The 8,534-nt window shown below is 28.0% G+C and carries 10 protein-coding genes; all 10 read right to left on the bottom strand.

Annotation, left to right across the window (positions count from 1 at the left end; all coding sequences use genetic code 11):
* Positions 1–376 precede the first annotated feature (376 nt).
* Entirely contained in the window at positions 377–1,039 is a 663-nt protein-coding gene (locus tag L3J60_RS12820; RefSeq protein ID WP_291975959.1) for an acylneuraminate cytidylyltransferase family protein, read from the bottom strand.
* On the bottom strand, positions 1,032–1,664 hold the full coding sequence (locus L3J60_RS12815) for a CatB-related O-acetyltransferase (protein ID WP_291975958.1): 633 nt from the start codon (positions 1,662–1,664) through the stop codon (positions 1,032–1,034). The genes L3J60_RS12820 and L3J60_RS12815 overlap by 8 nt, the downstream gene beginning before the upstream one ends.
* A 16-nt stretch (positions 1,665–1,680) precedes the next feature.
* A complete protein-coding gene (locus tag L3J60_RS12810; protein WP_291975957.1) occupies positions 1,681–2,622 on the bottom strand; it encodes a glycosyltransferase family 2 protein in 942 nt (313 codons plus the stop codon).
* A 26-nt stretch (positions 2,623–2,648) separates the two neighbouring features.
* Positions 2,649–3,677 (bottom strand): glycosyltransferase family 2 protein, encoded by a 1,029-nt coding sequence (locus L3J60_RS12805; protein WP_291975956.1) that lies wholly within the window; start codon positions 3,675–3,677, stop codon positions 2,649–2,651.
* A 1-nt stretch (position 3,678) separates the two neighbouring features.
* Positions 3,679–4,599, bottom strand: a complete 921-nt coding sequence (locus tag L3J60_RS12800) for an NAD-dependent epimerase/dehydratase family protein (RefSeq protein ID WP_291975955.1) — start codon at positions 4,597–4,599, stop codon at positions 3,679–3,681.
* Position 4,600: 1 nt separating this feature from the next.
* Positions 4,601–5,497, bottom strand: a complete 897-nt coding sequence (locus L3J60_RS12795; protein WP_291975954.1) for a glycosyltransferase — start codon at positions 5,495–5,497, stop codon at positions 4,601–4,603.
* Positions 5,497–6,264: a glycosyltransferase family 2 protein gene (locus L3J60_RS12790; protein WP_291975953.1), complete on the bottom strand. Its 768-nt coding sequence runs from the start codon at positions 6,262–6,264 to the stop codon at positions 5,497–5,499. The genes L3J60_RS12795 and L3J60_RS12790 overlap by 1 nt, the downstream gene beginning before the upstream one ends.
* Before the next feature lie 158 nt (positions 6,265–6,422).
* On the bottom strand, positions 6,423–7,349 hold the full coding sequence (locus tag L3J60_RS12785) for a GDP-L-fucose synthase (RefSeq protein ID WP_291975952.1): 927 nt from the start codon (positions 7,347–7,349) through the stop codon (positions 6,423–6,425).
* 367 nt (positions 7,350–7,716) lie between these two features.
* The gene (locus tag L3J60_RS12780; RefSeq protein WP_291975951.1) at positions 7,717–8,019 is read right to left on the bottom strand and encodes a type II toxin-antitoxin system RelE/ParE family toxin; all 303 of its coding nucleotides are present in this window, start codon (positions 8,017–8,019) and stop codon (positions 7,717–7,719) included.
* A complete protein-coding gene (locus L3J60_RS12775; RefSeq protein ID WP_291975950.1) occupies positions 8,003–8,236 on the bottom strand; it encodes a hypothetical protein in 234 nt (77 codons plus the stop codon). The genes L3J60_RS12780 and L3J60_RS12775 overlap by 17 nt, the downstream gene beginning before the upstream one ends.
* Positions 8,237–8,534: the final 298 nt, after the last annotated feature.

The raw sequence follows: 8,534 nt of genomic DNA, 5'->3' as shown, positions 1-8,534 counted from the left end.
ACTTTTATCAAGAATATTTGCCGTTGTAAATCGTGAAACACCTTATGTGGATTTTATGAAATATGCAGCTTAAAAATTAGTGATAAATTTTAATGTTTTTATTTGTTTTAATCATAGAATACGAGTGGTTTTGCAAGAATGAAATTCTTATAAAACTGTATCGAGAACCTTTGTTACTTCAAAACACTTCTCGATACTATTTAACTCCATTTCATTTCGTTAAATCACCTGCCCGCCGGCAGGCAGGCTCGAAGTGACGAATTGCAAAACACCCTAATACGTCAGTTCGAGTGGTTTTAAACAGAACCTTAGTTCTTTTTAAAATTGTATCGAGAACTCGTGTAAATTACTTCTCGATACTATTTTTTATCAAAAATCACTCGAAGTGATGACTTAACAAATATTCTGCATATTCAAAATCTTCTTTTGTATCAATATCAACGCTAGCAAAAGGATGATTGACTATAAAAGGATAATTATTTTTTCCTAAAATTTTACCTTCTAAAATTAAGGATGCTTTAGTAATATACAATAATCCATTTTCAAAATATAAGGGTGCTAAATCTTGACTTCGTTGTCCAATTTTATAATTAAAAGGTTCAAATTTATTATTGATAATTTTTCCAAACTTTTGATGATTTCTACTTACTGCCATTAAGCTATCATAATTTCCTTTATTAAAAATATGAAAGGCTTCTTTTAAAAGGTTTTTTGGTCTCAATGGATTTGTAGGTTGTAAAAGAATTACATTTTCAAATACTTCTTTTACGTTTTTTAGTACATGTTTTAAAGCAGAAACGGTTGTTGCCAAATCTCCAGATAACTCTTTAGGTCTATCAATAACTTCTACATTATTTTTTAGTGCAATATTTTTTATTTCCTTATTGTCTGTGGTAACAACAATCTTATTAATTTTATTTGCTTTAGCGTAATTTATACTATGCACTAATAAGGGAATACCTCCTAACAATTTTACATTTTTATTTGGTAGGCGTTTTGAGCTGCCACGGGCTGGGATGATTGCAATAGTGTTATTCATATATACTTTCTTTATCTTTAAAATCTTTAAAAAATAAAGGTTTTATTTTTTCAAGTTCTTCTTCAGGTAAATCCCACCATTTTAAGGCTTCAATTTCTTTTATAATTGACTCTGAAAATCGTTTTTTTATAACTTTTGCCGGAACACCAGCTACTACAGAATAAGATCCTATATCTTTTGTAACCACAGCACCAGCTCCAATAATTACACCATTACCAATAGTAACTCCTCCAACAATTATAGCATTATGACCTATCCAAACATCATTACCTATAGCAACATTATTTTCAACCCGAAGTACCTTTAATTCTCCTTCAAATAAATTTTTATTTATATAGGTTGATAAATGATTTGTAGGATGATTCTTTGTGTAAATTGCAACGCCTGTTCCAAATTGACAGTATTTACCAATATTTATATATCCATGTAAAAAATTACTATATCCTAAAGTAGTTGCATATCCAATTTTTATATTACCAGAAAAATTACATCCATCAGGTACTGCATTTTTTCCCTCAAATTTTACATTTTGTAAGCCTCTTGAAAATCCTGTAATTAATACATTCTCACTTTTTTCTTGAACATTAAGAATTTTTAGTAATATTTTTTTAAAGATTTTTATCATACTATCAAGTATTTTTTTATTGTATAAATCTCAGACCTCTATTTGTAATTTTATAAGATAAATAACCAAGAATTAATTTAAATATCCATTTAAAATAATCAAATTGCCAAACGAAAGTCTTTTTTATCAAATTTAAATATAATTTAATACAAGACGGGCTTTGATATAGCACTACTAAATTTTGAACCTGATGCTTGAATAAATAAAACTTTGACTTTGAACTTAGCTTGTTAGCTTTAGAAAGAGAGTCTATTATTTGAATTATAGCATTGTGTTTTGTAATAGCTACATTAATATCTGAATTAGAAGAATTTGAATTATCGTGAATTCTATACAATGCTAGATATTCATCTACTAAGAATAGTTTAGGATTTTCAGAAAGTCTTCTTATATGAAAATCCCTATCTAACATTTTTAATAGAAATTCATTGTAAAGTGTTTTCCCTTCTAAAAAACTTTTACGCCATAAAATATCATGCATATACCATGATACTTTTAATGAAATAAAATCTTCTAGAAGATTCCTAGTTAAGTAAGTTCTTTTTTCTTTTTTTATTAAAGCTTTATTATCATCAACCATTATTGTCTTTGATAATACTCCATCAATATCTGGCTTATTAATTAAAACTTTAATTTTGTTTTTTAAATAATCTGGTAATAACCAATCATCTGAATCTAAGGATAAAATATAAATTCCATTTGACATTTCAATTCCGAAATTCCTACTGGCGTTTGGTCCTTTAGGTCGATCGTTTGGTCTTTTAAAAAACTTTATTCGATTATCCTTTTGCACATATCTATTTACTAACTTTTCGGTATTATCAATAGAACCATCATCAACAATTATTAATTCCCAATTTTTATAAGTTTGTAGTAAAACACTATCAATTGTCTCCGAAATTAACTCCTCTCTATTATATGTTGCAATTACTATAGAAACTAAATTAGTTTGACTCATCTGATGTTTGAAATTAATTTTAAAAACTAATACTCTTTATTATCTAATCCAAGATAATTTAACAGTTTTATTTCCAATAAACTACTTCTTGAAATTATTTTTAACAGTAACTTACCTATAAGCATCCCTATTTTTGAAACTGGTTTAAATTTAAAATCTGTTGCTTTATAACTATTATCAATAGTGTGTGTTTTTAATTTACTAAACTCCTCATACATCCAATTTTCAATTTTATTTCCCATATGATATGCATAATTTTCTTTAGTAGCTAAACGTAACAAACCTAATTTTTCATTTGGAGTATCAATAAATATCCTTTCAACACCACCTACTATTTTAACAAAAGCTGGTTTATTGCTTCCATAATCAAAAACTTCTCTTTTTAGTGTGGCAACAAAATGACCACAACCCATTACTGCCTCTTGTTTATTTTTTTTATTCCTTATAACTAAATATTTTTTTAAATGAATAGGTTTATACATTAATTTATCATTCCCTAAACTAAGATCAAATTTATGCATAGCCTCTGCATCTATAACATTTTGAAATAATAGGTTACCTTTAAAAAAACCATAGTACCAATTATTACTTGTAAACATTTTATATACTTTGCTTGATGGAACAGGACTAACCATCCCTGCTTCAGGAAAATTTACAATAACCTTTTCAACAGCTTTTTGCCAGCCATTTTTAAAAAGAACATCTGCATCAGTAATTGTAATTAATGGTTCTAAATTACCTTTTGATGCCGCTAATATTGCATTAATTTTTCCTAAATTTTCTTTAGAATGAAAAACCTGATCAATAAATTTAGACTCTGAATATTTTAAATCTATATACTCTTTTACCAATTTATGGGAATTATTATTATAAATGGTTATTCTAGTTTTAGCATGAACTGTTAATAATAACGATTCTATGCACAGTTTAAAAATATCTAATGAATTAGAAAAGTATCCTTCAAAATTTGGAATATAAACTGGAACTATAATTCTGTGATAATTTTCTATTTTTATATCTTTATTCTCCTTCTCAGGATTTTGACCTATTCGCATTTTACCTTATAGAATTTATATATTTATTAATTCCCTTGACAATTCCTATTAAATCTTTATCTAAAATTAATTTCATTTTAGCAATATCAGGACATCTACGGTTCATATCTCCTTCTTTCAACGCTGGCAAATGAATTATTTTTGAAGAACTATTTGTTAATTTAATAATTAACTTTGCTAACTCAACAATATTATATTCAACATTATTACCAATATTGATTACATCATTAGTTACTAAATTATTTTCATGTATTTTTATAATGGTATCAATATTATCATCAATATAACAAAATGTTCTTGTTTGATGTCCATCACCATAAATGGTAATATTTTTATTTTTTAAGGCTAAACTAATAAATTTTGGAATTACAAAATCTTCACTCTGGTTAGGTCCATAAGTATTAAAAAACCGGAATATGGTATAGTCCAATCCAAATTCTTGCTGATACGATTTTAAATAAGCTTCCCCAACATTTTTTACAATAGCATAAGGTAATTTTGAATTTAAAGGAGTGGTGTGTTCATTTTGAGGAATTTCAAAAGGCTCTCCATATACTTCTGAGGAGGACGAATAATAAACTTTTTTTACGTTTGTGTTTTTTGAAAGGTTTAATATATTTTCAAAACCTTTAATATCTTCTAAAACCCATAAAGGATTGTTTAGCGTTCTTTGAACGCCTACTACCGCTGCAAAATGAAATACATATTGAAAATGAAAGGTATGAAATACTGCTGAAATATCATTATAATTATTTACATTTCCTTTAATAAAGATTATATTTTCTTTTGTTGGTAATTTAGATGTATTTCCTGTCAATAAATTATCAACTACAATAATTGTGTTTTCTCTATTTTTTGAAAGTCTTTTTACCAAAGAACTTCCAATATTTCCAGCTCCTCCTGTTACTAATATATTTGTCATCTTATTTAACTACTATTTTATATGCTAATAATTTTATATTTCCATAATTTAGAAACCATAATGGCTGCAATTTAAATAAATTACGGATGGTTTTAAATGTATTTTGCCGAATCATTTTTATTTGCATCTTAGAAACATTATTTTTTAAAGATGCATATGTAACTTTAGTAATTATTTTTTTTTTCAAATTTACATTTAAAACTTCTTTTAAATGTAAAGGTAAATTTATATAAGCTTTTTTTTGTTTTGAAATATTAAAATTATGTTCTCTGTATAATACTAAAGGGCTATCTATATAATAAAATTTTGTATGAAATGAACACCTTACCCAAAACTCGACATCTTCACCTGCTGGAGGCATTTCTTCATTAAAAAAACCAATTTTATCAATAATAGCTTTCCTAATTAACACTGAAGAAGTCATTAATGTCCAATTTCCTATCATTCGTAAAGACACATCTCCATGTTTTACATCTGGTGTGCCAGGTTTTCCAATAATTTCATTTTTTAATTTTCCAATTTCATTAATAACTTGACAATACCCATGAGCAATCCCAAAAGTTTTATTTTTCTCTAATGCTGTAACTTGTTGCTCAATTTTATTTGAAACATATAAATCATCATCATCTAAAAAAGCTATGTATTTACCTTTAGCTTTTTTAATTCCAATATTTCTGGGTTTAGACGGCCCTCCGCTATTTTTAATTTTAAGATAAGTAACTGTTTCAAAATTTTTACATACATCTAATGCATCTTCATTTGGTGATCCATCATCTACAACTATAATTTCAATATTAGTGTAGGTTTGATTCACTATACTTTCCAACGTTTGTTTTAAATACGCGGGTCTATTATAGGTAGGAATAATAACACTTACTAGGGGCATTTGTTCATTCATTATATTTTTAACCTCTTTTTAATTCTTTTTATCATTCCTTTAAAAGTTAAACCTTTTATTATAGAAAGCTCTTTTTCCAATTGTAGATATTTCATATAATCATTATAAAACAATCCATAATACTTTTTGAAAATGGCTTCATCTTCTTTCTTTTTTGTGAAATTAAAATCTTTAGAATTACTTAATCCAGTTAAATCATATATAGTTAAAGGATATTTTATGTGGGTAAATTTAAATTTATCACTTAAAAAACATTTGATGTAAAAGGCTCTATCAGCAGCTATTTTATAAGATTCATCATATAAACCTATACTATCAAATACAGAACGTTTAAAAAAAGTACTTTGGTGTGGTAATGATGATTTTATAAAAAATAAAGGAGTTAAAACATCTGGATATATTTTTTCTCCTTTATCAAACTTATAATCACCATATATAATGTCACCTATAAGGTTTGGATGCTGAATAAAATCATTTAAAGCTGTTACTCCATTTAAAACATCTCCACTATTTAAAAATAACAAATATTCACTCTTAGCCATTTTAATTCCCTTATTCATCGCATTGTAAATGCCTGTATCTTGCTCACTTATCCATTTTAAATTTGTAAAATTAAACGCTTTAATAATTGCTACGCTATTATCTGAAGAATTACCATCAATAACAATATATTCAAAATTACTCCAAGTTTGATTTACAACACTTTGCATCGTTTTTTTTAAACCAATGGCATTGTTATAATTTATGGTAATTATGGATAGTAGCATTTACTTTGTATTAAAACTTTTACTGATTGTCCGTAATCTTACATAACGTCCGTCACCCTGAACTTGTTTCAGGGTCGTATTCAATAAAACACTGGTTATCCGACGAAAATGAGATGCTGAAACGAGTTCAGCATGACGGTGTTCTTTATTATTACTAATTACGGACATACAAAATTTTTATTATAAACATCCCTTATTCCTTCCTCTAACTCAATGCTATATTCCCACCCTAATTTAGAAAGCCTAGAAACATCTAATACTTTTCTTGGTGTACCGTCTGGTTTGCTAGTATTCCATTGTATAGTTCCTTTAAAGCCTACTATTTTTTGTATCAATTCTGCTAATTCTTTAATAGAAATATCTTTTCCTGTTCCAATATTTACAAACTCGTTTTTATTATAGTTTTCCATTAAAAAATAACAGGCATCTGCTAAATCATCTACATGTAAAAACTCACGTTTGGGTGTTCCTGTTCCCCAAACTTCCACAAATTTATCATTATTTTGTTTGGCTTCGTAAAATTTACGCAATAAAGCAGGTAATACGTGGGAATTTTTTAAATCGTAATTATCATTTGGACCGTATAAATTGGTTGGCATTACTGATATAAAATTACAACCATATTGCTTGTTATAATTTTCGCAAAGCTTAATTCCTGCAATTTTAGCAATGGCATAAGGTTCGTTGGTGTATTCTAATTCACCTGTAAGTAAATAGGCTTCTTTTAAAGGTTGCGGTGCTAATTTTGGATAAATACATGACGAGCCTAAAAACAATAATTTCTTTACTTTATTTATATAGGCGGAATGGATTACATTGTTCTGTATCATTAAATTTTCGTACAAAAAATCTGCCCGAAAAGTATTGTTGGCTTCTATTCCTCCTACCTTAGCAGCTGCCAAAAACACGTATTCGGGTTGTTCCATTTTAAAAAATTGTGCTGCGTCTTGCTGATTGGTTAAATCTAATTCTTTAGAAGTTCGTAAAACAAAATTAGTGTATCCTTCCTTTTTTAACTTTCGCAATATGGCAGAGCCTACCATCCCGTTATGTCCTGCTATGTATATTTTTGAATCTTTTTTCATTATCACTTTTATTTATATACCTTTCTACTAGCGTATTACAACTTCTTCTCGCTTCTCAACTTCTCAACTTCTCGCTTCTCGCTTCTTCAAAACTATTCTCGATACACTTGTATTCCGATGTTCTTCATACAAGTACCTACCTGCCGGCAAGGCAGGCTCAAAACTGAAGTTATTTATTTATGAGATTGCCACAGTCGTACCTCCTTCGCAATGACGTTTCATTCTCGCTTCTCAACTTCTCAACTTCTCACTTCTCGCTTCTTCAAAACTATTCTCGATACACTTGTATTCCGATGTTCTTCATACAAGTACCTACCTGCCGGCAAGGCAGGCTCGAACTGACGTTATATATTGTTATGCAACAATTTTATATTTTTTTCTTACTAGGTTTTTTTCGATTTGAGAATAAAGATATAATCTCAATGGAGTTTTTATGTATTCTATAATATAAATTATTATATTTTTCAATAACTGCTTTTCGAATTTCTTTTTTTTCAAGCGAATTAGGAAACATCTCAGGCGTTTTCGAGATTAATTCAATGGTATGGTCAAGTTTTGCTGAAAATTTTCGTAATTTCTTTTCTGTCCAATTATTTTCTAAATAATCAATTGTTTCTTTTAATTCAGAAATAGCATGGTTAGTCCATAGAATTTTATAACCACTTTTCATATACTTTTTTGACATTGGAGTGAGAAGTCAGTTTTCCATTATTTGCGTCTTGGATTCCCTTTTCTATAGTACTTTTCTCAGCAGTTGAAATCTCATTCCACCAATCAGTTTTTTCTTTTTTTCGTAACACCATTATTTTCTCTATCAATGCTTGGTCATTCAGCGTAGAAAGCCATTGTATCAATTCAATTTTTTTATTTTGAAGATTTATATCCATAAAATCAAAATTACAAATTTTATTCTAATTATCAATTTTTGGGTAATGTTTTTATTAGGTTCTGCGATGTATATTCATGAGTTTGCCACAGTCGTACCTCCTTCGCAAAGACGTTTCATTCTTACTTCTCGCTTCTTCAAAACTGTTCTTGATACTCTTGTATTCCGATGCTCTTCATACAAGTACCTACCTGCCGGCAAGGCAGGCTCGAACTGACGTTATATATTGTTATGCAACAATTTTATATTTTTTTCTTACTAGGTTTTTTTCGATTTGAGAATAAAGATATAATCTCAAT

The sequence above is a fragment of the Lutibacter sp. genome, assembly GCF_021647475.1.
Classification (GTDB): domain Bacteria; phylum Bacteroidota; class Bacteroidia; order Flavobacteriales; family Flavobacteriaceae; genus Lutibacter.
Note: the sequence above shows the minus strand (reverse complement) of the source record. Positions and strands in the feature narration are given on the sequence as shown.

Bases quoted from the DNA above. Each gene is read 5' to 3' on its own strand.
- L3J60_RS12785 (WP_291975952.1), bottom strand. From the start codon at position 7,349: ATGAAAAAAGATTCAAAAATATACATAGCAGGACATAACGGGATGGTA.
- L3J60_RS12790 (WP_291975953.1), bottom strand. From the start codon at position 6,264: ATGCTACTATCCATAATTACCATAAATTATAACAATGCCATTGGTTTA.
- L3J60_RS12780 (WP_291975951.1), bottom strand. From the start codon at position 8,019: ATGAAAAGTGGTTATAAAATTCTATGGACTAACCATGCTATTTCTGAA.
- L3J60_RS12815 (WP_291975958.1), bottom strand. From the start codon at position 1,664: ATGATAAAAATCTTTAAAAAAATATTACTAAAAATTCTTAATGTTCAA.
- L3J60_RS12820 (WP_291975959.1), bottom strand. From the start codon at position 1,039: ATGAATAACACTATTGCAATCATCCCAGCCCGTGGCAGCTCAAAACGC.
- L3J60_RS12810 (WP_291975957.1), bottom strand. From the start codon at position 2,622: ATGAGTCAAACTAATTTAGTTTCTATAGTAATTGCAACATATAATAGA.
- L3J60_RS12805 (WP_291975956.1), bottom strand. From the start codon at position 3,677: ATGCGAATAGGTCAAAATCCTGAGAAGGAGAATAAAGATATAAAAATA.
- L3J60_RS12800 (WP_291975955.1), bottom strand. From the start codon at position 4,599: ATGACAAATATATTAGTAACAGGAGGAGCTGGAAATATTGGAAGTTCT.
- L3J60_RS12775 (WP_291975950.1), bottom strand. From the start codon at position 8,236: ATGGATATAAATCTTCAAAATAAAAAAATTGAATTGATACAATGGCTT.
- L3J60_RS12795 (WP_291975954.1), bottom strand. From the start codon at position 5,497: ATGAATGAACAAATGCCCCTAGTAAGTGTTATTATTCCTACCTATAAT.